This is a genomic window from Segatella copri, assembly GCF_026015295.1.
Classification (GTDB): Bacteria; Bacteroidota; Bacteroidia; order Bacteroidales; family Bacteroidaceae; genus Prevotella; species Prevotella copri_C.
Genome location: NZ_JAPDUW010000001.1, coordinates 1,057,147 through 1,082,787 on the forward strand (window position 1 = coordinate 1,057,147; position 25,641 = coordinate 1,082,787).

A 25,641-nucleotide genomic window follows, 5' to 3' on the forward strand; every position below is an offset into this window, starting at 1 on the left:
CAAGTCATAAACAATAATTTTCAGACAAATGAAACGCTATCTGATAATACTTACTCTCTATCTCTGTGCCGTAGTACCTACGATGGCACAGTACTACAGTGTAAACTATGACAAGCGCACTGTAGAAGCAATGACAGCCGCTTTTGCAACAGAGGCAGCTACTGAGGCGTATTATGCCGAACAGGTAGCCAAGATACGTGATCACTATCAGGCGGCAGAGGTGGCAGCGGCAGGAATCTTCACATCCAAGTTCCTTGACCGCAAAGCCCTCACCCACTTGGGACTATGGACAAGTTCGACGGAGAACTACTATTACCGCCGTATCTACAACATGGTGTCGGCCAAGATCATGCCGAAGATATGGACTGTAGCTGGAATGATGCTCAAAAGTCCACAGAATGCTCTCTACTGGGGAAGCTATTTATATAAGGTATGTGAAGAGACCAAGACTCTCTGCTATCAGTTTGAGTCAATCGTCACCAACAGCACCCTCTCATTCAAGGATATTGCATTTCTGGAGATCAACCAGGAATTGGCGGCTATTCTGAAACTCTCGGAGTTGGGCAACGTAGATTGGGAAGCGATGTTTGACAACTTTTCCGGGTTCGGTTCCAACTTTACGAAGGAGAATCTGAAGGAAGACATAGACAACCTGTATGCCATGGGAGTCAACCTTGCTTCTGCTGGAGCTGGTAATGCTGTAGGCTCAATCCTTGGCAACAGTAGTTTCAGTGGTACGATGATGGATAAGACAAGCAGCGTCATTGAGATTGCAGAAAATGTGTATGGACTCTACAACAGTCTGTCTGCAAATGCAGGCAATACGCTCTTGCAGTTTGTTGGAGGAAGGGACAGCATTGCAAATCTCTTCTCTTTATCGAACTACAATCTGACCTCTTGGGTAACAGACTATGCCCGTGAAGGAATGGGACAATACTACACCCAGCGATGGTATATCTATAGAGTTGATGCCGGTAATGTGAAGCTGTGCGACTACTATCCACCTACAGACAATGATGCCATCATCAAAGGTGATCACTGGTATCGTATCAGCACAAAGGACAAAAACTATACTCCAACATCGGCAGAAAGAGAAGCTGCATTGAGAAACTCAGAAAGCCATGCTGGATGGAGTCGAAGTGATGTTCAGCAGCATAACAACTCGAATGACGGCTACAATTATAGCATAACCTACTATATGTCAGGCTATATTCTCAGTAAGAAGAAAAGTGGTCAATATGCTAAAGCCTATGCTTACGAGATTCATGTTTCAAAGAGCTGGTATAAAAAGGAAGTTGCTTATGAGGATGTCTTTGATTCCTACACAATGGACATGAACACATCCAAAGCCGGATTGAATGCACGACTGAAAGAACTCAATGATAACGAGGAAGGTTACACCTACTATCTTTCAAGTGATGCAAAGAGATACTATCAGACAACCGATGCCAAGAAGATTGCAGGATGTGAAACTGCAACCATCAGTGTTACCTGCCATGGCGGTACCAAACTTGGTGAAGCTTCGACCCAATACAAGTGTTCGAGTTGTGGAGGTAGCGTGAATGGTCACACCAAGCAGTGTGCTATGGCCACAAGTGTCACTCATGAAAGTGTCAACACCTCAGAGATTGATTCCAAGATTGCGGAGACAGAGAGGAAAATAGCTTCTCTCCAGTCTGAAATCACAAACTTGGAGGCAGAAAATTCGGAACTTCTTAGAAAAATTAAGAATTCAAATGTGAATGATGCTGCGAGGTATCGTCAACAGTACAACGCTAACAAAGATCGCATTACAGCATTGAAGTCTGACAAGAGTACTGCCGAATCAAAACTTGCCCAGTACCAAAAGGCAAAACAAGAGGCTATTGATGGTGAGAATGCCGTGACAGATGATTATTACCGCATACCGGCCATCATGCAGGATTGCAAGACTGCCTATAATCTCAGTTGGAATGGTTCGGGTGCATGGGAAGGTAATACTTTCGTCCGTACTGCATCTATGCCTAATATCAATGGTGTCATCACTTTCAAGGCAACAGTCTCGATAGCGAGAAAGCCCAAGTACTTCATGGGTATCAAGATACACCGTGCCATCGTGCAGATTTCATGGACTCTGACCACGGAATATAGCGATACGCAAGTGGTAGCTGTAGTAAACCTCGACCCAGCTAAGACCGATGAGGAGAAAGCAGCCGAAGTAAATGCTAAACTTGCAGAGATTGCCCGTGACTATCCAGACTGTGACCCTACGGTTGAATATGCCAAGAGTAGCCCCGTAGAATCAGACAATACGGATGATACCTATCATTTGCTCTGGTCAAGTGACCGCCTGGAAATAGCACGTCAGATAGACAGCCGTCTCACTAAGATTTTTGCCGATTTGGTGTCATTGGAGAAGATGATGCATTACAAGCATTCCATCATAGACATTTTAAGGAGTGTTGCTCCCCCACTGAATGACGAGCAAGGCAGAAGACAGACTCTCATTGAACAATGCAGGAAACGATGGTTGCGACATGCAGCCGATAGTGGACATTCAGATAGTTATAACGGAAAATATGAAGACGATGAAGAAGACAACAGTGAATAGCAAGATACTGACAATACTCATTTGTCTGTTGACCCTTTTGCCTTCAGCAGCAAAAGCTCAGGTAGGCTTTGATGCAGTTTCTATCGAGGCCTATATCAAAGATCACAAGCAACAGCGCAGTCTGCTACTTGTGCGTTCCACCTTGGAGGCAAGCAATAAACTGCTGCATGACTACAGCGGCGATGCCAACATTGGATTCAGGGACATCAACAAGGAACTGGATAAGTACACCAGGGCATTTGACGTGATTGATATTCTGTATCAGTCACTCCGTACCAGTCTCAATGTGTACAGCACCTATGAGAATGTGAGTGACAAAGTCGGTGACTATAGAAAGATGCTCAATGATTTCAGGAAAAAATGCCTGGAAAGAGGAAACATCATGAGTACCGATACGCTGATTATCACCATCAACACCAAGGCTTTGGCTAAGATTGCAGATGAAGGCGACAATCTCTATAGGTCAGTCAGTGATTTGCTGCTATATGCTACTGGAGCTGCGGCATGTTCAACGTCAGATTTGCTTCTCATCATTACGAGCATCAACAACTCGCTCGACAACATCAACAAGCATCTCAACAAGGCATACTTCGAAACATGGAGATATATCCAAGTGAGAATCGGCTATTGGAAAAAGCAGGTGTACCGTGCCAAGAGCAAAGAGGAAATCATAAGTGATGCCTTTGGAAGATGGAGAGGCGCTGGATATTTAGGCTATTAGGATAATAAATAAAAAATCAATGAATATGAAACATTTAATCTCTTCACGGACAGCACTTTGCTTATGTGGCTTGACGTTATGCTTTAACGCATCAGCCCAAGGATATGTGAGTTACAACCATGATGCAGCCAAGATGAACCAGATTACAGTTCAGGAGATTGGTTCTGGTGGTCTCACTCCTGCATTCTATTATGATGCCTTACACAACAGCTATCAGAAGACTGCAGCAAAAAAGAACAAGCAGTTTTTCAGAACCATGGCAGGAGTCTCTGCATATCAGCAGGTGGATGTTGCTGATAGTATCAAAGCATCTCTTACCCAACGAGCAGAAATAGAAGCACTCAACATTGCAGACCGGCAGATTGACATTGCCTGGCTTGCAGAAGGAAACAAGATCAACTCCAAGCTCTCGGACTTTCAGGCGAATATTGACCGAATAGTAAGCGTTGGTGGTTCTATTTCAGACAAGACACGATGGACAGAATACTACAAGATGTACAAGACAGCCATCAAGGAGATGCAGGATGCCTATATGCCCAATGCCCAGCGCAAACAGCAGTATCTTGCCATCTATGATGACATTACCAAGCAGAATGAGACACTTATCTCCTTTTTAGTCCAACTAAGCAACAAGAGAAAGACCTCCTCCTTGCTTGCTGCACGACTTGAAAGAAGAAACAATGTAGCCAGCCACGCATCATCAGCAATCAGCAGATGGCGTGAAGCAGGCAAAAAGAATGTAGGAAATAACTCTGGAGGCTCAGAATCTGATGACTCCGAAGGCAATAACATAGTAAGACAATAAAACATGGCAGATTCAAACATCCTTTCCGATTTCGGTATCAAGATCCTCGAACAGGAGATTGATGATGTGATATTCCAGACCAACGAGTTCCTTTGTGATGCCACGTTCACAGGCTCCCAAGGTCCATTTTGGTGGATATTGCAGATGTGTATGGCTCTGGCTGCGCTGTTCTCGATAGTCGTAGCTGGCAGTATGGCCTACAAGATGATGGTAAAACATGAGCCGATAGACATCATGAAGCTGTTCAAGCCTCTTGTGGTCAGTGTCATTCTCTGTTGGTGGTACCCACCTGCAGATACCGGCATAACAAACAGCGGCTGCAGCTGGTGCGTACTTGACTTTCTCTCCTATATCCCTAACTGCATAGGTTCATACACCCACGACTTGTATGAAGCAGAGTCTGCACAGATTGAGGATAAGTTTGAAGAAGTCCAGGAACTCATCTATACACGAGACACTCTTTATAACTCATTACAGGCTCAGGCAGACGTAGCCCATTCCGGCACATCGGATCCAAACCTGATAGAGTCAACCATGGAACAGGCAGGTGTGGATGAAGTGACGAACATGGAAACTGATGCTTCGAAGCTCTGGTTCACATCACTCACGGCAGGTGCAGTGGTAGGCATAGACAAGGTGATTATGCTCATAGCCCTAATAGTTTTCCGCATAGGTTGGTGGGCTACCATCTATTGCCAACAGATACTCCTGGGTATGCTGACGATATTCGGTCCGATACAATGGGCATTCTCTCTCTTGCCGAAATGGGAAGGAGTCTGGTCAAAGTGGCTGATACGTTATCTCACGGTACATTTCTATGGAGCAATGCTATACTTCGTGGGCTTTTATGTTCTGTTACTATTTGATATAGTGCTCTGTATTCAGGTGGAGAACCTTACTGCCATTACCGAAAGTGAGCAGACGATGGCAGCATACCTGCAGAACTCGTTCTTCTCTGCCGGTTATCTGATGGCAGCAAGCATTGTAGCGTTGAAATGTCTGAACCTCGTTCCAGACCTTGCTGCATGGATGATTCCTGAAGGAGATACAGCATTCTCTACCCGAAACTTCGGTGAAGGTGTGGCACAGCAAGCCAAGATTTCAACCCAGGGCATGATTAGCAAAGTGATGTAAACAGCAAATAATACATATATAATAAGGTATGGTAATAAAGAATCTCGAAAACAAAATCAAGTTGGTGATGATTATCTGCTCACTCTTCCTTGTGGGCTGCATCATCATCTGTATATCCAGCATTTGGACAGCTAAGCAAATGGTTTCAGATGCTCATCAGAAAGTGTATGTACTGGATGGCAATGTTCCTATTCTCGTTCAGCGCAGCACCATGGAAGAAACACTCGATGTGGAGGCAAAGAGCCATGTGGAAATGTTCCATCATTACTTCTTCACTCTTGCGCCAGATGACAAGTACATCAAATATACAATGGATAAAGCCATGTATCTGGTCGATGAAACGGGTCTTGCGCAGTACAATACGTTGAAGGAGAAAGGCTTCTACTCAAACATCATGGGTACAAGTGCCGTATTCAGCATCTTCTGTGACAGTATTAAGTTCGACAAGGAGAAGATGGAGTTCACCTACTATGGCAGACAGCGTATTGAGCGACGCACAAGCATTCTTACCAGAGAACTTGTGACGGCAGGTCATTTGAAGCGTGTTCCCCGTACTGACAACAACCCACATGGTTTGCTAATCACCAACTGGAGAACCCTTCTCAATAAGGATATAGAACAAAAGACCAAACTGACATATTGATATGGGATGGAAGAAAATGTTTATCGGTGAAAAGATGCCGGACAAAGATGATCCTCAATATCGTCAGAGATATGAGAATGAGGTGAAGGCAGGACGCAAGTTTGCCAAGACTATGAAGCTTGATGTGCTTGCAGCCAAGGTACAACTGTTTGCTAATGACCATAAACTGTTGTTCCTCTACCTTGTATTTGGTTTCATAATCTTCTGTTTTGGTCTGAACATCTACAGGATGGTAGTGGTGTATAGTCATCAACAGTCAAGACAAAGTGCTACGGAAAGGCAAGAGCAGATGTTGCGTCTGCGACACAGCAAAGTCTGGAAAGCTGTTGAAAATGCCTACACCACGCATCCTGCCATGAATAGAGATAATCAAAAGAATAATAACGAAAAGATAGAAAACGATGGACGCATTGAAAAAGATTAACTGGAAACAGCCCAAGTATATGATACCGCTTATCATTTACTTCCCTCTGTTGTTTGTCGGCTACTTCGTCATTGACCTCTTTCATACGGAGAAGGCTGAGATTCCTGATGGTCTCACTACGACCGAGTATCTTAATCCAGACCTGCCTGATGCCAAAATGAAGGGAGACGGTATTGGTAACAAGTATGAGAGTATGCTCAAATCATATGGTAAGATAGACGATTATTCTGCAGTAGGAAACATTGAACGCAATGAAGAAGATACCAAGGAAGAGTATGATACAAAGTACTCAGATGAAGAACGTAAACAGGTGGAAGCCCAGGAAGCCGAGAAACTCTCTGAGATGCAAAGGCAGCTACAGGAGAGCGCACAGAAAGGCCAGGAAATCGCCAAAGGCAACAATTCTGCAGAAAATGATCGCTTAGCTCGTGGCAAACAGCGTGAGCAGGAGGCGATGGAAGAACTCAATCGAGCCATTGCCCAGGCAAGGATTCAGGCTCAGCAGGTCTCTACCCCATCCATGCAGGCCGAAGTAACTGCCAAAACGGGCGATGCCAAGGAAGGAAAGGTTGAAATTCCGGAAAAGAAGAAGACCGATGATGAACCTCATGAGGTCGTCAAGAAGGTCAAGGTTACTTCCGACTACTTCAACACCCTGTGTGACAATGACAAGGAAGCTGGACTTATCAAGGCTATCATAGACGAGAATATCAAGGCGGTGGATGGATCAAGAGTACGACTTCGTCTGCTCGATGATATTGTCATCAATGAAGCGGTCATTCATAAAGGCTCCTACATCTATGCCACCATGAGCGGCTTCGGTTCACAGCGTGTCAAGGGCACTGTCAAGAGTATCATGGTAGATGATGACATCGTCAAGGTAAACCTTTCGCTCTATGATACCGACGGACTCGAAGGATTATATGTACCAAGCAGCCAGTTCAGAGAAACCACGAAAGATGTTGGAAGCGGTGCTTTGAGCAATACTTCAACCCTTACCAACAGTACATCTACAGGAGGTGGCAACCTGGCAAGCTGGGGAGCACAAGCCGTTACCAATGCCGTTCAGAAGACAAGCAACGCCATTAGCAAAGCCATCAAGAAGAACTCAGCCAAGCTGAAATACGGAACCTTTGTGTATCTCATCAATTCACGTTCAAACCAGAAAGAAAAATAATAAAGACATATACGAATATGAAGACTATCAAGAAATTCTGCGCATTGGTAGTATGCGCATTAGCCTCCCTCCCATCCATGGCACAACAGACGTATCAGGAAATGGAGCAGCTTACCATCAATGAGAATGTCACAACAGTCATTACCGCCTCTGAGCCAGTCCGCTTCGTTGACATATCTACAAATGCAGTGGTCGGCGACCAGCCAATCAACAATACCATCCGTTTGAAACCCAAGGAAGGTGCTACTGTTCATGCCGATGGTGACATCCTTGCTATTGTGACGATAGTTACAGAGCGTTACAGAACCCAGTACGCTCTGATATACACTACACGAATGCAGGAAGCAGTCACAGACAAACAGATTCTTACTTCGGAGAAGATTCCATACCATAATCCTTCCGTATCTATGAGTACTGAGGATATGACCAGATATGCCCGAAAGATCTGGAACTCACCGGCAAGAATACGAAATGTGAGCACCAAGCAGCACAGAATGACCATGAGGTTGAACAACATCTACTCTGTAGGAGAATACTTCTTCATTGATTTCAGCATCGAGAACCGCACCAATATCCGTCTTGACATCGACGAGATGCGTATCAAGCTGAATGACAAGAAGGTTTCCAAGGCAACTAATGCCCAGATGATTGAACTTACGCCAGCTATGGTGCTTGACCAGTCCAAGACCTTCAAATATGGTTATAGAAACGTTCTCGTCCTGAAAAAGATGACATTCCCTAACGACAAGGTGCTGACTATTGAGATTTCTGAGAAGCAGATTAGTGGAAGAACCATCAGTTTGGATATAGACTATGAAGATGTTCTGTATGCCGACTCATTCAACTCATACTTAATGATGGAGGAATAAGACGATGAAGAAATACATTTTGTCATTGATGATGGGACTGTGCGTTTCAGTCTCATCATTCGCCCAGAGCCATAGCGACCGAATATCCGTTGGTGCAGGAGCCTTATATCAGAGAGGCTTGGATGCCACAATCTCATGGGAACATGAAACACGCTACCACAACGCTTGGGAGTACTTCATCAACGGTTACATCAAATGGGATGAATGCGCATCATGCGGACACGTCTGTCCTGAGTCTTTCTGGAATAACTACCGTACATGGGGAATAGGCGCTGCCTACAAACCCTGTGTGGCAAGAGGAAGGAACAACTACGGAAACCTCCGTATTGGCGCAAGTGCTGGCAGTGACACAGACAAGTTCGTCGGTGGCTTGCATGTAGGTTACGAGCATAACTTTGCCCTACGTCATGGATGGGGATTGTTTGTTCAAGCCAAATGTGACCTCACTCTTCCCAAACGGGAAGACTTGTTTCGCACTGGCATCGTGATAGGATTCAAGATACCCACTTTAAAGAAATAGCAACAATGAAGATACTACATATCATTTGTGCTACTCTCATGGCAGTAGCATTTGCCTCATGCGATGAGCATCGAGACTTTCCTGATACGGCAATGAAGACCTGCGACATCCTCTGTACAGATGGTAAAGTCGTAAGATTCGAGGAAGTTAAGTCCCAAAACAAGACTCCTATAGCCGTGGTATTCTATGTGAATCAGAACGAGGACATCCAAGGCACAGGCTATGCTGTCTATCTAAAGGACATTGAGCCGTTTGCATACTCAGACTCTCTCGGATTGAAGCATAACACATCAGCTGATATTACAGCATTCGATGGCAATGGCAATACGCATGCTATGTATTCCACTGGCACTTCGCCTGCAGCTTCAGCAGTCTTTGACATGTGGCAATATGGTCAGAGCGCCTACATCCCTTCCGTTGCTCAGATCAAACTCTTGTATCAAGCACGCAGTGTTGTAAATACGTATATCAGCAAGTGCGGTGGCGATGTGATTCCAGACAATCCGGATGAGTGTTGGTATTGGACTTCGACAGAGGTTAAAGACCAGGAAACTACCAAAGCCTGGCTATACTCGTTAGCTTCAGGGGCACTTCAAGAAACACCAAAGACGCAAGCACATAAAGTTCGTCCAATCATCACTTTATATAATTAGCATTAAATATTCACTATAATACAAGAATAAGGTTTCATGGAGGAAACAAAAGAATTACAGACCATGTATAAGATATTCCGCTGTCTGATATACTTATCATTGATAGTGGAGTTCTTTGAATATGCTATAGACCCAGCGTTGCTTGACTATTGGGGTGGCATTGTTTGTGACATTCATAGCCGTGTAAAGAGGTGGTTTATCTATATAGATGGCAACCTCGTATGGAGCAAGATTGCTACCATCGTGCTTATCAGTATCACTTGCATTGGCACCCGAAACAAGAAACATTTGGAGTTTGATGCTCGTCGTCAAGTGTTCTATCCGTTGGTGGGTGGACTGTTCATTACCATACTGTCTATATGGCTTTTCGGTCATCGTATGGATATGAGGTTCTATACCATCAGTCTGAACATCTGGCTCTACATGGCTGCCTCTATTCTTGGTACCATCTGCATCCATGTTGCCCTCGACAATATCTCTAAGTTCCTGAAGGAAGGATTGCTCAAAGACCGTTTCAACTTCGAGAACGAGTCTTTTGAGCAATGTCAGGAACTGCAGGAGAACAAGTATAGCGTAAACATCCCGATGCGCTATTACTACAAGGGCAAGTTCCGCAAAGGTTGGGTGAATATCGTGAATCCTTTCCGAGGAACATGGGTAGTCGGTACTCCTGGCTCCGGTAAGACTTTCTCCATCATTGAGCCGTTCATTCGTCAGCACAGTGCCAAGGGGTTTGCTATGGTTGTCTATGATTACAAGTTCCCGACTCTTGCGCAGAAGCTGTATTATCACTACAAGATAAACCAGAAAGCCGGGAAGGTGCCACAAGGATGCAAGTTCAATATCATCAACTTTGTGGATGTGGAGTATTCCAGACGTGTAAATCCTATTCAGCAGAAATACATCGGCAACCTTGCTGCAGCCAGTGAAACGGCTGAAACTCTTTTGGAGTCTTTGCAGAAAGGCAAGAAAGAAGGTGGTGGCGGTAGCGACCAGTTCTTCCAGACATCAGCGGTCAACTTCCTGGCAGCTTGTATCTATTTCTTTGTCAACTACAAGAAGGTGCCATACGACAAGAACGGCAATCCTCTTATTGCTGAGATGACAACAGAGCCAAAGACTCATCGTCCGAAACCTACTGGCAGAGTCTTTGACCATACCGGCAGAGAGGTGGAACCAGAGTATTGGTTGGGCAAGTACAGTGACATGCCACATATCCTTTCGTTCCTTAATCTCGATTACCAGACTATCTTTGAGGTTTTGGAAACAGACCCAGAGGTTGCTCCTCTCCTCGGTCCTTTCCAGACTGCCATGAAGAATAAGGCTATGGAACAGTTGGAAGGTATGATTGGTACGCTCCGTGTCTATACCTCACGATTGGCTACCAAGGAGTCATATTGGATATTCCATAAGGATGGTGATGATTTTGACCTGAAGGTGTCCGATCCGAAGAATCCTTCATATCTACTCATAGCCAACGACCCAGAGATGGAAAGTATCATTGGTGCATTGAATGCTTTGATTCTGAACCGTCTCGTTACTCGTGTCAATACCGGTCAAGGCAAGAACATACCTGTCAGCATCATAGTGGACGAGTTGCCTACGCTCTACTTTCACAAGATTGATCGACTTATCGGTACTGCCCGAAGCAACAAAGTCAGCGTGGCTCTCGGTTTTCAGGAGCTGCCACAGCTTGAATCCGACTACGGAAAGGTGGGTATGCAAAAGGTCATCACAACTGTTGGTAACGTGGTTAGTGGTTCAGCAAGAGCAAAAGAAACTTTGGAATGGCTCTCCAACGACATCTTTGGCAAGGTAGTTCAGCTAAAGAAAGGGGTGACCATCGACCGCGACAAGACCTCCATCAATCTCAATGAGAACATGGACAGCCTTGTTCCTGCCAGTAAAATCTCAGACATGCCTACAGGTTGGATATGCGGTCAGTCTGCTCGTGACTTCATTAAGACCAAGACCGGACGAGGTGACAGCATGAATATCCAGGAATCAGCAGAGTTCCAGACCTCTAAGTTCTATTGCAAGACTGACTTTGATATGAAGAAGATTGCTGAGGAAGAAGCTGACTATGCGAACTATAAAATACCGAAGTTCTATACCTTCCCATCCAAGGATGCCAAGGAGCGAATCCTGTATCAGAATTTCGTGAGTGTAAACCTCGATGTCAAGAATATGATTGACGAGATAAACAAATTCAAGATAAAATGACTTTCAGAAAAATAATATTATTCCTACTTATATCATTGAGTCTGGTTGCGAATGCCCAGGCTCGAATGCCGACAGAGCGACTGGCATCAACACCGGCTTCCATATTCGAGTTGCCACCTTTCGAGCGTGCGGTATGCTGCATTAGGTTCTATGAAGGTATGCATCGAGCTAAGGACTATCCGTATGTAGGTTATGGACATAAGCTCAGATCTGGAGAGCGTTACTCTGCTAATATGTCAACATATGAAGCAGAGCAACTTCTTCGTAAAGACCTCAGAGAGTTATGTGCTATGTTTCGTTCCTATGGTCAGGACTCCCTACTCCTTGCCGCTTTGGCCTATAACATCGGACCATACAAGGTGACAGGATATAAGGGCAAATACCCGAAAAGTTCTGTTTTAAAGAAACTTGAAGTAGGTAACCGGAACATCAGAGACGATTATGTGAATCATTGCCATTGGCGAGGGAAACGAATCCCTTCCATTGAGCGAAGACGGTATGCAGAACTCATGTTATTATTTACTCCATGACAGAAAACGAGCCAATCAAAACTGTTTCAGACGGTATCACATTCCTATCCACTGGTAGATATTATGATGGTATCAACCGGTGGGTAGCCCATAAAGTGAAAGAAGGAGACCATGATGCCATAGACTATGCTGCTCGCCAGATAGCAAAGCTGTTACCACAAAATGCAATTCTCGTTCCTATCCCTGGACATCATGGCAAAGCCGAACAGACCATGCAGTTGGTAACGGCAATCTCGTCATATACTCGTCTCCCTATTGTTGATGCCCTCCGCGGCATAGAGCGAGACTCACAATATGATGCCAAGAAAAGAGGCCAGATGCTTTCAGCCGAAGATATGGGGTTCTACAGGCATAAAGACTTGCCTACAAACCGTACTCCTTATCTCATTGATAATGTAGTAGATACAGGCAATACCGCTAAGGCAGCTATCAGAGCACTTGGCTGTGGAACAGTTGCATCATTTGCTATGAGTGACACTCTTCTACAAAGAGAAGAAACCAGAAGTCTTCGGCGATAACACAATTATAAAGATTGATTTATGCCCAAACCAAGAAAGAAACAAATAAAGCCAATCGCAACTGCAACAATCTATCGTTGTAAGGATTGTGCTAAAAGTTACGATTGGCATAGTAAAGCTTTAGACGGCCACCTTATCCTGTGTCGTTGTCCACACAAACAGGAAGGTGCCCGCTATTGTATATTCCTTAATGACCCACAATGTGAGCATTTCGTGAAACGACTGAAAGAAGAGTGTTCTATGTAATAGACTACTCTTCATTTCGACAAATTATAGGTCATCCATAATTTGTTTTCTAAGTTTCTCCTGATTCGCATTATCGAAATAACTCAACATCACATAACATGACGAAACATCATTATGAGCTATTTCAAGTTGAATATCTCCTTGCTCACAGGTAAAAACTGAATAGTACTTATAATTATCGAACTTTATTCCATACATCTTGGAAGAAGCATCACGATCATAAAGCTTATCGAAATACTCCTCGCATTTTACCGGTTCACCATACTTTTCCGTCAGCATGGATTTATAACCGGAATAACATTTATCCAACTCACCCCACTGATCCATACTCGGAAAAATCACTGTCACTTTGCAAATCATACCACTTTTATCAGCGATTGCACCAATGGTACAATTTTTATAACCCGCAAATTCACCAGTTAGCATAGATACTCCATCCTGAATGCCAATTGGTGTAAAGCCCTTAGTTTTCAACTTTGTTGTAAATGTTTGGAGAGTTCCTTCCATAGGAATCCCTTTGAATTTCATATGCTCAGATTGGGCATATCCGATGCAGACAGCAAATGTCAGCAATAAAGTCAATAAAAAATGTTTCATAATTATATGTTTAATGTTTATTACAATTATTAAAAAGCTTCAAAGCCAAATTTCTTAGTATAATATGGCATTTCATTCTCAGCAAGATCATTTATTCGTTTTGCAGCGAAATCACTGTTGACCCACATTGCATTCAGAAGCCAGGTTTCAAATATAAAGCTAGACGTAAAATCAACATCTTCAGTATATCCTGTTATCATACGTGCTTTAGTTAATCGCTTAAAATGCAGAATCTCTTCTTTGTTCATTTTCAATGTGCTGCAACTTCCAAAATGAACATTTCTACCTTCGAAAATACCTCGATTTGCATCTTTTTCAGCAAAAGCAATCAAGTCCAAATTTGTTTTATCAGCAAAGCAGATACTCTTTTCCTTCCCATGAAAGCACAAATATATCGTGTCGTATGCGCTATAACTTGGTTGGTGTAAATGTTCTATATAATATTTGAAATCTGATTCAGTTGCTACCTGTCTGAATGTATAATCTACTTTTATAGCATTCTCCAAAAAATCAAGAAGAGGTAAGACCGGTGATTTTTTCTTCAAATCATGCAGAGTCTGATCCCATTCTGTTTCCAAGCAAAATATTTTATTCATCGTATTTTATTTTATAGTTCATACACGTTTTGTATTATTGAAATCGATTTGTTCATTACATCATAAGTCATTGAGGCTTGAATATTGATGACTGACAAATATATCCATGAGTTTATTCGTAAGTGATTGTGAAATGCGTTCGTCTGGTTGATATTTACCTTTTAGCAGTTCTTTTGGCAAATACAGTTCACAATCCTCCATTATAACGGGGCCAACCACGTTCGTTAAAACATAGCCAGTACAGTCATCAACTCGATGCAGATCTTCAATGTCTTCAAGGAATGGCATGGTTTGTTCACCAATGGCAATTGTTTTCATAAGATACATGAAATACTGCTCACCATCATAATACAAGAATACCACTTTATCACCTTTATTTGGTAAGTCACGCTCCCAAGGAGGAAAACCACCCCAACGAAAATAAGTATATCCTTTCTGCCACAGTTCGTCAGCCATATGTTTCCATTTGTCCTCTTCTGTAACAACCATCATTCGTAGTCGAAAGTCATCTTTTTCAGGCTCTTCTTCGACATCTTTGTTTTTTATAAAGATAGAGATGTGAATGCGGTCACTGTAAGGCGCATCCTTTCTTAGTCCACTGATTTCAGTTTCAAAGACATCTTGCCACCCCATATCAAGTAGTGCAGCCAACGACTTATTTACCTTTCTTGGTATATATCCAAGAGTTGGTCCAACGTCCTCGTATTCAGATCCTTCATCACCTGCTATGGCTACCGCTACAGCATTTTCATCATGGACGTTGTATTTCTCACGAACAAGGACCAATTTCGAACCGTCTTGTAGCTCGTCCCAAATATCATCAATGTTGTAAAACGCTGCACCTGCTATGTTACATTCCAGGAACAATTTTCTTTTCTCTATAGGAAAAAAGTCCATATTCCCTTCTATCGGATCGTCTGGAACAAGTCCATCTTCAATAGCAAGGTCACCTTGTAAAGGCATAGGCATACCTTGCGTTCTTTCGGAATCGTCATCAGGAACAAGAAGAGAATAATCTTCTACCTTAGTTTTGGATAGATAATTTCTTACCATTTCCCTAAGTTTGGCATCTTCTGAAATATCGGTAATACCTTTAGCTTCCAGCTTTTCTTGAAGATCAGCCAATTCGCCATCACACTTCGGGCAAGTGCCTTGACACTCACCTTTATGATTACATTCTGAAGGCGTATATTCCACGCCATACTTGTTCGCAACATAAGTACGGATAGCTTTCAGTATCTCACATTTTTCTTTTCCTTTTCTCATATCGAACTATTGTTTTGAATCAAATTTAGCTTCTCGTTCTATGTATTTGATTTGAGAAATGTTCTTAAATCCCATCCTCTTCAATTTATTAATGCTTCTATCGACATCTACCTACGTGTTGAAATGAGGAATAAGAGGCACTTTGATTGTAACTTTATCTAATGGCACAAACTTTTTTAAGGTATGGAGTTGCCATTTAATATCAGAAGTCACCTTCGTATAATTCTTGTATATAGAATCATTCATATCCTTAACATCAACAATCCATTCATTTATATATTTGGACAAAGCCTCTATAGTCTCAAATGAACAATGAAGAGATGTCTCTATTGTCAGTTTCCAATTTCTGGGGCATAGTTTAGCAAACTCAATGATAAAATCCGCATTCATTGTAGGTTCTCCACCTCCAAAACATATACCTCCACCAGTGGATTGAAAGTAGATATTATCAATCTTCACGACATCAAACAATTCCTTTGGTGTAAGCATCCTTATGCCTTTTTGCAAAGATCTACCATCATTTTCATATATTGGGGCATGACATTGATCGTTCAGGCAGTACCTACACTTCAATGGGCATCCCATGAAGGCAACGAGTGTAGTAACCCCATTTCCATCTATGCCCATACGATGTCGGCTTATACCGAATATTGGTCTTTCCATATTATATTTGTCCATGTTGTCTTAAATGAATATTTTACCACATTTAACTTTTCTAATAAGCTCCTCTGTATCAAACTCAGCATTTCGCCATCTACACGATACACTATGCCCATGTTCACTATTAAACAGTCCAACTATATTTTGGATGTCTTTAGGCAGTTTCTCCATGCCAAAGTTGTACAGAGCATAAGGCATCTTGTTATAATAAGCACCAGCAATGGCTCCAGTTATTGCTCCCATTGTATCTGCATCACCTCCTAACGAGATACATAACCGCAAAGCATCCTCATAGTCTTTGCTGTCGAGAAAAGCAATGATGGATTCTGGCACTGTACCTTGACAACTGCCGTCAAATCCATATGTTGGGCGTATATCATCGCAACTTCTGTTAAGATTGTAACCGAAGGTATCAGTGATAAAGCGGCGTATATCTTCCTTAGAGTTAGCAGTCCTTGCCATAAAAATAGCAGCTGCCGTTGCCTGTGCTCCCTTAATGCCTTCGGGATGATTGTGTGTCACTTCGGCACATATCTTTGCAACTTTAATTGTTTCTTCCAATGTATCAAAAGCAAAACCGACTGCAGACACACGCATGGCAGAACCATTGCCCCATGAATTATATGGTTTCGGATTGTCTTTGCGTAGCCACTGTGAGAACATCTTACCATATGCTCCCATAGGATTAGGATATTTGCGTCCCCATTGCTGCATACGTTCAACTAATCCCTTTTTGGTATGCCGCTTATCGTTCAAAATCCAGTCAGCCACAGCAATGGTCATTATAGTGTCATCGGTGTAGTCCATTCTCTTATCTTGGATGTTTATATCCGTTGACTTATGCGGATCAAACTCATAGATACTTCCTGCAATGTCCCCTAATATAGTTCCCATGAGCATTGGGCAGTACACGTTGACAGGATTCTTTTGATGTTCATTACTTTTTCTTAAAACATTAGTATAGTCAAGAGCTTCGTACCAACTGCGAAACGTATCAGGCGTCTCGCACCAACCCCAATGGCAGAAACGGTTGTAAAGAATTGCCTTCATGGATATTGGCACACCATCATTGGCACAGAAATCGCCAAGCCCTTCTCTTATGTAACACAGGGTTTCGTTCAATAGGTAATCATCATTATTAAAATGAAATCTAACCCAATATCCTTCATATTGATGACCCACATGAGCACCACAATCCTCCGGAATATTTTTGCCATAGTAGAAACAATGTTCAAGATAAGGAGCTACTATTATGTCATAGAACTCTTTGGGAAGATATATGTTACAAACTGCTATAGCTTGCTTGAATAGTGGCGCTATCTCTTCATCCTTAAAACCTGCTATGCCACAGCCTATACGTGTGACGAGGAACTTCTTCTCCTGATGTTCCTTTGCAAACTCAACAAACTCGTCAACGTATGGTTTGATAGTTTCCACACCTCCTTGCATAGTTGGTATGGCATAAGCTTGACCTGTCAACCCTACACCTACTCCCCATTGAGCTCCAAATTTATTATGTGCAGCTTTTGCTGCACCCCCAAGATGTTTCCCTACAAGATTACTACCAAAGACGAAGATTTCATCCTTTTCAAGTTTATCTATTCTACCCGAAGCAATATTGGGGTTTTCAGTTCTATTCTTGCTCATAATCTTACAATTTGCATACGTTTATGATTAACTCTCAGATGTCAGTTTCTCCCAATCTATGATAAAATCAGGATTTTGACTTTCCATCCATTTCAAGTATTGAACATCATCGTTATAGACGCTTTGCAGGGTTTTACCCCGATATTTACCGAATGTTATCAAATCATCTGGTTGCAATGTCTTTAGATTACTTCTGTGATATTCAATTATAGAGTCTATATCAGCTAACAATCGCTGAGACTCAATGATTGCCCACTTTACATAGTTCCAGTCTGCATCAATAACTTCTCTAATAGTTTTGTTCTTATATTTTCCGAATGTAAACACATCATCCAATCCGAGTACTTTAACTTCATGCTCTTTTGCACCTTCTCCCTGTATTTCAAGTAATGCCCAGGAGCCACATCCGCAGTTTGGTATTGGCTGAGGTTCCGTATCGTCCTTCTTACACCAACATAATACTGGTGAGTCTGAACTATCTGCCCTTTCGCCATTACGATAATAGAAGCCATAAGCGGTACCATACTTACCAAATCTGCCATGTGGTTCTACTCTAACAACCTGAACGTATTGATTTCTGTACCAAGCAGATACTCTACCATCAGGAAACCTTTGGGCTGTAAAAGGTAGAACTCTACCAATATCATAGTAGAGCTCCATTATATTGTTTTGTGGAAACTTGCAATTTATTGCATCTACAAGTTTCTGTTTATCTTCTGTATTCATACTTATAAATTATCAGTTCTCCAATCGAGCAATTCATCATCCGTTGTTGCTGGATAGTTGTAATGCTCAATCAGTTCTCGTTCCGTAAATGTTCTTTTGAAAGTACTGCCTAAAAGCAGAACGATCATATCATCCACCCTTCTGTTACACTCTTGGAGCTTGGAATTGTAAAGCCCTTGAAGAGCCTTTGTACCAATGTATGCTCCTGTACGTGCCTCCAAGATGCCAGAGAAAGTGTTTTCCAACTCCTCTGTAGCAATCCTATAACGAAGAAGAACATTCAGAAGTTGCTCTCTGTCCTCGTTTAGCTGAAATTGTTTCAGCAGATGTTCCATTCGCCATGATTCATCGGACACTTCACAAAGCTTCTTTTTGAGTTGCTCAAAGTCCGACACATCGATATTCGATTCCGACAGAACTTTTCTGTTGTCGAAATTTGAGAATACAAGGCTGATGATTTCGAATGGATCCGACTCTTTCAAATTGTAATCGAGATAACCACTTATTACAGCTGCTACCCTACGAATCCTTACCTGGCTGTCCCAAGGAAGGTTTTGAAAAGGAATCGTGTCATTCGTCATCCAGGCGATGCCTATATATTCCCTCACTAATCTGTTGGCATCCCATGAAGCAATTTTGCCTTTAGAATTATATTCTACTTGAGCTTTTTTCATATCATTGTTTATTAAAAATCTCAATTCTTTGGCAAAGGTAAATCACATTTATGCAGCCTATCTGCATCTCAAAATAAAAATCGATAAAATCTTCTTGAATGCCTTAAACACCCAATTTTTGGGCAAAGATACAAAATACTTGGACATAAATTGATGTTTTTATCATTTTTTTGAGCGTAAAGCCTCTTTTTTTCCAATTTTATTATGATATTTCGAATAAAAACACTACTTTTGCATATGTAGAAACATTAAATAAGCAATTATGGAAAATAAAGACCTGAACCGGCTGAAAGTTGTTCTAGCTGAAAAAAAGAGAACCAACAAATGGCTCGCTGAACAATTAGGTAAAGATCCTGCAACGATCTCCAAGTGGTGTACCAACAATGCACAACCGAATTTGGAGAATCTTGTTGAGATAGCAAAGTGTCTTGGAGTCACAGTCAATGATTTAATTCGATAATGTAAAAGGAACCCAGTATGCCAACAAACAAGAATGCAGCTATACGCTACCAGACTCTCGATAAATGCTTTCGAGACAGACGACATCGATACTACATGGAAGACCTCATCGACAAGTGCGAAGAGGCCATCTACTACTATAATGGCGTAGGAGGAGTGAGTCGGCGACAGATATTTGAGGACATCAAATTCATGGAAAGTGAAACGGGCTGGAGTGTGCCGCTTGAAAGAAAGCAAGATGGCAGAAGGGTTTATTATCGATACAGTGATCCTGACTTTACCATCAATGCCCAACCACTGACAGAAGATGAAGCACGACAGCTTCGCTCAGTCATCATTACCCTCAGGCGTTTTAGAGGATTGCCAAGCAACGCATGGGTGGATGAAGTCATTTCCAACCTGGAATGGCGATTTGGACTTAGAGGCAAGCAGGAGAACATGATTGGCTTTGAACAAAACCCCTATCTCAGGGGACTGAACTTACTGCCTGACATCATAGATGCTGCTACAAGCCATCAAGCTGTAAGAATCACGTATCGCAACTATAAGAATTGCGATGAGGAGTACACCGTTGTTGTGCATCCTTGGTACATCAAGCAATACAACAACCGATGGTTCCTTATGGCGTATGATGCCGAGGCTGACAGAATATCAAACTATGCCCTCGACCGTATACAGAACTTCAATGTAGAGGAGGATGTGGCATACATACCAAATAAAGAGGTCGATTTTGAACACTACTTCGATGATGTGTTCGGTGTGACAATACCGCCATCAGATGTTGAAAAGATTAGGGTTCTGCTTCAATTCTCAAAAAAGCAATACCCTTATATCGTGTCCAAGCCCCTGCATCATTCGCAGGAAATAGTAGATGCAGAAAACCGCATTCTGGCTGTTGAAGTACGACCGACATACGAGTTTACGCAATTGATACTTTCATTTGGATTTGACGTTAAAGTGCTCGAACCCGAGCCTTTCAAACAGGAGATATTGGCAAATCTACGTCGTAATTTGCAGAATTATGATGAAATGCAGATAGACTGCACCGATTAGTATTACATTTGCAAAAGTATTTAATAATAATGAATAAGAATAATAGTCCATATACAGCAGCATTGACAGGTGGGGGCTTTCTTTTCGAAGAGACACTCACCCTGTTGCCTTTACTTCAGGCTGAGAACAGTGAAGAACTGCTCCAAGAAGAAAAGGTTAACAACAATCTGCTGCATATCAATGCAGAAACAGCTCGTTCAAGAAACATTCACGAGATTAAGAGGCGTTATCAAACAATGCCTCCTTCATTCTGGAATGATTTCAAGGAAATGAGCGATAGTGACAAGGTGATAGCTCTGTTCTATGTGATACTCAAAACATACAAGATATGTTTCGACTTCCACGTGAATGTCACCATGCGCAAGTGGAACAGTATTTCAAAGAGCATAGACAAGGAAGACCTCATGATGGAGTTCAACGAAATCTCTGCCAAAGACGAGTTTGTTGACTCATGGAGTGACTCTACTAAGGGAAAGGTGGCAAGTGCATATCTCACCATCCTGAGAAAGGTGGGAATGCTGACCAATGACAACCGTCTTCATTCCCTGGTCTGCAACAATTACGACTACTACTTGGCAAAGGGAGAACCATGGTTCTTGGAAGCCTGCCTCCTGCAGCCATACGAAATAGATAACATAAAGAAATCAATGTGATATGACGATAAAAGAACTTGATGATAAACTGAACAGCCCTGGCTTCCAGGACACGGAGAACGGCGACCTGTTCTACAACTTCTTCATCTACCAATATCCGGCAGAGAAGGAGTATGACATCCGTCGGCAGATACAGGAGTTCAAGGCGAATCTCATTCGCCCGGTCAACTACGTGGATGTGCTTACGCTGAATCTGTTTGAGGAGTTTTGCAACTTTCTCGACCAGAAGAAGTTTCTGCGCCATCCATCCATGCTGAAATACCAGTTGGAGAAAGAGCAGGCAGATCCGTCAAAGGCAAAGAACACCCAGGACACGCTGACCCGTAATGCCCATTCTCCAGAGTTCGTGCAGTACATTCATCAGCGTATCATCGACCATATCACCATCAAGGATCAATACCGCCGTCCATACGTTTTCCTGTATGGCATCGGCAGTATGTTCCCCTATCTGAGAGTCAATGAGTTTCTTGCCCTCTATGAGGACTACAACGAGACTGGGAAGTATAAGATTATCGTCTTCTACCCAGGTCATCGTGACCAGAACTCTTTCCGTCTGTTTGATACGCTCCCAGACAATCACACTTATCGTGCAACACTACTTATCAATGAGTAACTTATGAAACTGAAAGATTTATATAACAAGCCAATCAACCGTGCTGTCAATCCTGCCGTCAGTGCTACCAAGTTTGACCCAGAGACAGAACGAATAGAAATACAGGAATACGTGTTTACGGATGAGATTATCAATGGTCTCTTCCGCATACTCGATGCCATCAAGAACAACAAGCCATACGACCATGTGGGTATCTGGATTGACGGTTACTATGGTTCGGGTAAGTCTCACTTCCTGAAATACCTCGACTACTGTATCACTCCATCAACCCGCGAGGATGCAGTTTCACGTCTGCTCGATGCAGTAAAAGCCATCGACCCACTCGACGAGAAGCACAACCTCAGTTTCGATTACGATGAGTTGCTCTCCATCGCCAACTGGCTGAAGCGTGCCACCATCGACACCTGCATCTTCAACCTGGAAACCAGCTACGACAACTCTACAGACAAGAAGAAGGCTTTCCTTCACGTATTCTGGAATGAGTTCAACGGCAAGCGTGGCTTCAACAAGTTCAATATCACCCTGGCACAGAACCTGGAAAAGCCTCTTGCCGAGAAGGGCGTATTCGAAGCCTTCAAGGAGCGCATTGCCGAGGAAGGTGGCGACTGGAACGACCCAGGTATGGCTGCCGACCTGATTGACAACGAGCTGGATTGGGTGTTGGATATTGCCAAAGAGCTTGCCCCTACCCTCTCTATAGATAGCATCCGTGAGCGCATCATCAAGCGTGACACCAATATGAGCATCGACCGCTTCGGTATGGAACTGGCTTCCTACCTGAAGGACAAGGGCGATGACTACCGTCTGATTCTCCTTGCCGATGAGGTGAGCCAGTTCATCAACAAGGAACGTGACCGCTATCTCAACCTCCAGGAGATTATCACCAAACTCTCTGAGGCTTGCGACAACAAGGTATGGGTGGCTTGTACTGCCCAGCAAGACCTTTCAGAGATTATGGACGATTGCCACATTGCAGAAGAGAAGGATAAGGAAGGCAAGATCAAGGGACGCTTCGAGGTAAAGGTTTCCCTGAAAGGCACACAGCCAGAGGTGATTACCCAGAAGCGTATTCTCGACAAGAAAGAGGAAGTGAAGCCAGAGCTTGCGGCACTCTACAACAAATATAAGGCAGGTTTCGACCTTCAGTTCAAGCTGCCTACATCCTATAGTAGCTACGAATCACAAGACGATTTCGTGGACTACTACCCTTTCGTGCCTTATCAGTTCAAGCTGATTATGCAGGTATTCAACTCGTTCCTCAACCTCGGCTATGTAGCCAAGGAGGTAAAGGGTAACGAGCGAAGCATCATCAAGGTGATTCACTCTACTGCCAAGACGAATGCAGATGCAGAGTTGGGCAAGTTTATCTCTTTCGACGAGCTCTATAACAATATGTTCGAAGAAGGATTGCAGGCCCGTGGACAGAAGGCTGTGGATAATGCATTGCGCATGGCTCGCACTTACCAGACCGACCGCCCAGAGCGCACCCGTCTTGCCGTGAGAGTAGCCAATGTGCTCTTCATGATCTGTAACATCTCGCAGACCGACCAGCTGGTTTTCCCTGCCACATTGGATAATGTAACCTCACTCCTTATCAACGATATGGAGACTCCTCGCCTCAACATCAAGAACGAGGTGGAAAAGGTGATAGAATTCCTTTGCGACAACAACATCATCCGTCGTGAGCAGGGCAAGAATGGTGCACCAGAAACCTACGCTTTCTATAGTGAAGAAGAAATGAAGGTGGCTCAGCTCATTCAGAGTCAGGTGGTTGACAACAACACCCAGGCTGAGCAGCTGAAGGAAATCTTCAACAGATATATTACGGCACTCCGCAACAAGGAGCAGTATAAGACACGCAGTTTCTCCGTGGGTCTCACCATCAAGCAGCGCACCTTCCTCAGCAACAATCCTGATGTGCAGGTAGAGTTCGTGATGGATGCAGACTATGAAACTGCCGAACAGTTGGCTTTGCAGAACAGCAATGTCAACCGCATGGTTTACTATGTGGGTCCTCTGTATCGTGACAACAAGCGTCTGTACAATGCCTTCTACTGGTATTGCCAGGCAAACCGCTACATGGCTACTCCGGTAACAAGCGAGGACAACAAAAAGACACGTGATGAGTTTGAGAAACGTGCCAACGAACTTTACGACGGAATCATCAGAAAGGAGTTTGAGAAGATTCTCGACACCTGCCCTATCATCTCCGGACTCAGCGTGATTGATGAAGCCGAACTGGGACAGAAGCGTGGCAACGACCGCTATCGTGTGGCGATGGACAAGCATCTGTCCAGCATCTATACCAAGGCGAACCTGGTAGATTACCCAAGCATGCCTCGCACCACGGAGCAGTTGAAGAAGGCCATTCTCCGAAATGTCAACCCAGGAGACTACGATGGAATGAATGCCGTACTTACCGATGCAGAGCATGAAGTGGAGATTTATCTCAACAAGCAGTTTGCTGAGGTAAACGTCTCTGATGTGCTTGCTAAGTTTGCAAAGGCACCATACGGATGGGATAATATCTGCACGCTCTATATTATCAATGAGTTGGTACGACGTCATAACCGTGACTACTCATACGCTAACAATCCTAACGTAGAGACATCAACCGTTGCCAACCGCATTGTCAGCGAGTCAAACAAGTTCACATTGCGTCAGGCTAAGGTCATCTCTCCACAGGTGATTCAGAACTTCACCAGCGCATGGAAAGAGATTTTCGGTATTTCTGCCGTTCCAAGCTCCACAGACAGCACTCAGCTCTTCCGTGCCTGCCGAGATATAGAGAGCGTCCACAGTCTAGCCAAGTTCATCAAGGGCTATAAGGATATTGAGCAGCAGATAGCAGGCTACCAGTTCTGCCAGCCTATCCGTGAGGCAATTGAGCTTTTCGAATCATGGCTCAACGAGCGTGACCCGCTGAAGTTCTTCAACCTCGTCATCGCAGCCAAGGATGAAGCCAAGGTGCTCATTGATAAGTGCAAGGAAGTGGTGCAGTTTACCCACGATCAGCTTGATACATACAAGCAGCTCATCCAATTCCAGACCGACAACCAGTATAACTTCCCATTCGTTCCGATTGAGATGCAGGGAGCAGTCACCGACTTCAACAAGTTAAAGAACGACCCATGGCCAATTTCTGGTCTTCGTGGCTACATCAAGCTGCAACGCCAGTTATCAGGCATATTGGATGGTGTACGTGACGAACTCCGTGAGAAGATAAAAGCAGCCTATAATGATATGTTCGACTATCTTAAGCAGGTTGCCGAGAAACAGCATGTTCCAGAGAGTGTACTGTCTGACCGTGAAACCGTTATTCGTGTCAAGACCACTCCAACAAATATTCTGGTACTGCAGAACAATGCCAACACAGATACGTTCTATCAGGAGCAGGTGGATAAGATTATGTCTTATAATCCTCCTCAGCCTCCTATTGTTGAAGGAGGAGGTAACACGACACGACCAGTAACTCCAGAAAAGCGCATCCGCAAGGCATCTTTGCAGACTAAGACAAAGTTGCCTATTACAAATGCAGAGGATATAGAACGCTACCTGGAAGGTCTGCGCCAGCAGCTCGAAAAGCTGCTTGTTGACCAGGATGGTGTAATGATTATCAAATAAAATCCATGTTCAAAAGATAA

25 protein-coding genes are annotated in these 25,641 nt (G+C 43.4%); 18 read left to right on the forward strand and 7 right to left on the reverse strand.

Going from position 1 to position 25,641, the window contains the following annotated elements:
* Positions 1-28 precede the first annotated feature (28 nt).
* Genes ONT18_RS04365 through ONT18_RS04425 form a run of 13 tightly spaced genes read left to right on the forward strand, consistent with a single transcriptional unit; the run spans position 29 to position 12,807 of the window.
* The gene (locus tag ONT18_RS04365) at positions 29-2,590 is read left to right on the forward strand and encodes a hypothetical protein (protein ID WP_264904293.1); all 2,562 of its coding nucleotides are present in this window, start codon (positions 29-31) and stop codon (positions 2,588-2,590) included.
* Positions 2,568-3,311, forward strand: coding sequence for a hypothetical protein (locus ONT18_RS04370; protein WP_094881168.1), 744 nt, complete (start codon positions 2,568-2,570; stop codon positions 3,309-3,311). Before ONT18_RS04365 ends, ONT18_RS04370 begins: the two co-directional genes overlap by 23 nt.
* A gap of 25 nt (positions 3,312-3,336) precedes the next feature.
* On the forward strand, positions 3,337-4,116 hold the full coding sequence (locus ONT18_RS04375; RefSeq protein WP_264904295.1) for a DUF5045 domain-containing protein: 780 nt from the start codon (positions 3,337-3,339) through the stop codon (positions 4,114-4,116).
* Between the two features lie 3 nt (positions 4,117-4,119).
* Positions 4,120-5,250, forward strand: coding sequence for a hypothetical protein (locus ONT18_RS04380; protein WP_264904297.1), 1,131 nt, complete (start codon positions 4,120-4,122; stop codon positions 5,248-5,250).
* Positions 5,251-5,278: 28 nt separating this feature from the next.
* Positions 5,279-5,893 carry a conjugative transposon protein TraK gene (traK, locus tag ONT18_RS04385; protein WP_118079520.1) on the forward strand — a complete coding sequence of 205 codons (615 nt, stop codon included), beginning with the start codon at positions 5,279-5,281 and terminating at the stop codon, positions 5,891-5,893.
* A 1-nt stretch (position 5,894) separates the two neighbouring features.
* The gene (locus ONT18_RS04390; RefSeq protein WP_301331978.1) at positions 5,895-6,317 is read left to right on the forward strand and encodes a hypothetical protein; all 423 of its coding nucleotides are present in this window, start codon (positions 5,895-5,897) and stop codon (positions 6,315-6,317) included.
* Positions 6,295-7,494 carry a conjugative transposon protein TraM gene (traM, locus tag ONT18_RS04395; RefSeq protein WP_264904299.1) on the forward strand — a complete coding sequence of 400 codons (1,200 nt, stop codon included), beginning with the start codon at positions 6,295-6,297 and terminating at the stop codon, positions 7,492-7,494. Before ONT18_RS04390 ends, traM begins: the two co-directional genes overlap by 23 nt.
* A 17-nt stretch (positions 7,495-7,511) precedes the next feature.
* Positions 7,512-8,363, forward strand: a complete 852-nt coding sequence (traN, locus tag ONT18_RS04400; RefSeq protein ID WP_264904301.1) for a conjugative transposon protein TraN — start codon at positions 7,512-7,514, stop codon at positions 8,361-8,363.
* A 4-nt stretch (positions 8,364-8,367) separates the two neighbouring features.
* The gene (locus ONT18_RS04405) at positions 8,368-8,883 is read left to right on the forward strand and encodes a hypothetical protein (RefSeq protein ID WP_118115522.1); all 516 of its coding nucleotides are present in this window, start codon (positions 8,368-8,370) and stop codon (positions 8,881-8,883) included.
* A gap of 5 nt (positions 8,884-8,888) precedes the next feature.
* Positions 8,889-9,536, forward strand: coding sequence for a DUF1566 domain-containing protein (locus tag ONT18_RS04410; protein WP_264904304.1), 648 nt, complete (start codon positions 8,889-8,891; stop codon positions 9,534-9,536).
* Positions 9,537-9,572: 36 nt separating this feature from the next.
* A complete protein-coding gene (locus ONT18_RS04415) occupies positions 9,573-11,759 on the forward strand; it encodes a type IV secretory system conjugative DNA transfer family protein (RefSeq protein ID WP_264904306.1) in 2,187 nt (728 codons plus the stop codon).
* On the forward strand, positions 11,756-12,289 hold the full coding sequence (locus ONT18_RS04420) for a glycoside hydrolase family protein (RefSeq protein ID WP_264904308.1): 534 nt from the start codon (positions 11,756-11,758) through the stop codon (positions 12,287-12,289). Before ONT18_RS04415 ends, ONT18_RS04420 begins: the two co-directional genes overlap by 4 nt.
* The gene (locus ONT18_RS04425) at positions 12,286-12,807 is read left to right on the forward strand and encodes a phosphoribosyltransferase (RefSeq protein WP_118139853.1); all 522 of its coding nucleotides are present in this window, start codon (positions 12,286-12,288) and stop codon (positions 12,805-12,807) included. The genes ONT18_RS04420 and ONT18_RS04425 overlap by 4 nt, the downstream gene beginning before the upstream one ends.
* 270 nt (positions 12,808-13,077) lie before the next feature.
* Here ONT18_RS04425 and ONT18_RS04430 read toward each other — a convergent pair whose 3' ends face one another.
* The 7 genes from ONT18_RS04430 to ONT18_RS04460 form a co-directional block, all read right to left on the reverse strand.
* Entirely contained in the window at positions 13,078-13,650 is a 573-nt protein-coding gene (locus ONT18_RS04430) for a hypothetical protein (protein ID WP_264904310.1), read from the reverse strand.
* Between the two features lie 29 nt (positions 13,651-13,679).
* Positions 13,680-14,246: a DUF6642 family protein gene (locus ONT18_RS04435; RefSeq protein ID WP_264904312.1), complete on the reverse strand. Its 567-nt coding sequence runs from the start codon at positions 14,244-14,246 to the stop codon at positions 13,680-13,682.
* A 60-nt stretch (positions 14,247-14,306) separates the two neighbouring features.
* Positions 14,307-15,512: an HIRAN domain-containing protein gene (locus tag ONT18_RS04440; protein WP_264904314.1), complete on the reverse strand. Its 1,206-nt coding sequence runs from the start codon at positions 15,510-15,512 to the stop codon at positions 14,307-14,309.
* Between the two features lie 111 nt (positions 15,513-15,623).
* Positions 15,624-16,190, reverse strand: a complete 567-nt coding sequence (locus ONT18_RS04445) for a radical SAM protein (RefSeq protein ID WP_264904316.1) — start codon at positions 16,188-16,190, stop codon at positions 15,624-15,626.
* Positions 16,191-16,196: 6 nt separating this feature from the next.
* Entirely contained in the window at positions 16,197-17,819 is a 1,623-nt protein-coding gene (locus ONT18_RS17385) for an A1S_2505 family phage non-structural protein (RefSeq protein ID WP_437183706.1), read from the reverse strand.
* Between the two features lie 27 nt (positions 17,820-17,846).
* On the reverse strand, positions 17,847-18,545 hold the full coding sequence (locus ONT18_RS04455; protein ID WP_264904317.1) for a hypothetical protein: 699 nt from the start codon (positions 18,543-18,545) through the stop codon (positions 17,847-17,849).
* 2 nt (positions 18,546-18,547) lie between these two features.
* Positions 18,548-19,219 (reverse strand): hypothetical protein, encoded by a 672-nt coding sequence (locus tag ONT18_RS04460; protein WP_264904318.1) that lies wholly within the window; start codon positions 19,217-19,219, stop codon positions 18,548-18,550.
* A gap of 262 nt (positions 19,220-19,481) precedes the next feature.
* Between ONT18_RS04460 and ONT18_RS04465 the strand changes: the two genes are divergently transcribed.
* The 5 genes from ONT18_RS04465 to brxC are packed head-to-tail and all read left to right on the forward strand — an operon-like array spanning position 19,482 to position 25,621.
* Positions 19,482-19,679, forward strand: coding sequence for a helix-turn-helix transcriptional regulator (locus ONT18_RS04465; RefSeq protein WP_094881851.1), 198 nt, complete (start codon positions 19,482-19,484; stop codon positions 19,677-19,679).
* A gap of 17 nt (positions 19,680-19,696) precedes the next feature.
* Positions 19,697-20,731 carry a helix-turn-helix transcriptional regulator gene (locus tag ONT18_RS04470; protein WP_118139861.1) on the forward strand — a complete coding sequence of 345 codons (1,035 nt, stop codon included), beginning with the start codon at positions 19,697-19,699 and terminating at the stop codon, positions 20,729-20,731.
* 29 nt (positions 20,732-20,760) lie between these two features.
* Positions 20,761-21,384 carry a DUF1819 family protein gene (locus ONT18_RS04475; RefSeq protein ID WP_264904322.1) on the forward strand — a complete coding sequence of 208 codons (624 nt, stop codon included), beginning with the start codon at positions 20,761-20,763 and terminating at the stop codon, positions 21,382-21,384.
* A gap of 1 nt (position 21,385) precedes the next feature.
* The gene (locus ONT18_RS04480; RefSeq protein WP_264904323.1) at positions 21,386-21,997 is read left to right on the forward strand and encodes a DUF1788 domain-containing protein; all 612 of its coding nucleotides are present in this window, start codon (positions 21,386-21,388) and stop codon (positions 21,995-21,997) included.
* A gap of 3 nt (positions 21,998-22,000) precedes the next feature.
* Entirely contained in the window at positions 22,001-25,621 is a 3,621-nt protein-coding gene (gene brxC / locus ONT18_RS04485) for a BREX system P-loop protein BrxC (protein ID WP_264904325.1), read from the forward strand.
* Positions 25,622-25,641: the final 20 nt, after the last annotated feature.